The organism is Treponema sp. R6D11 (assembly GCF_054786075.1).
Window position 1 is genome coordinate 1 of record NZ_BDHD01001369.1, and the last position, 319, is coordinate 319.

The window sequence follows — 319 nt, forward strand, 5'->3', positions numbered from 1 at the left end:
GTCTTCACCCCAATAAGACAATATAGTTTACTCGAAAAATTGGTCGGTCTGCAACAAGTTTTAATCCTATTACAAGGCTGTCTAGAATATAGTTTACTCGAAAAATTGGTCGGTCTGCAACCAACTGCTCGCCTGGAATGGGAGCGCGGAAAATATAGTTTAATCGAAAAATTGGTGGGTCTGCAACAGTAGCCATAATAATACCACTGATAACGAGATACAGTTTACTCGAAAAATTGGGCGGTCTGCAACGACACCACAGAGTACAAAAGCCAAACAGCTGATAACGATTACACAATCAAATGGAAGACCTGCAACA

At 40.8% G+C, this 319-nt stretch carries 1 protein-coding gene; it reads left to right on the forward strand.

The window, feature by feature from the left end:
- A partial coding sequence (locus tag ACYVTD_RS18785) for a hypothetical protein (RefSeq protein WP_461249097.1) occupies positions 1-192 on the forward strand: 192 nt, incomplete at its 5' end.
- Positions 193-319 lie beyond the last annotated feature (127 nt).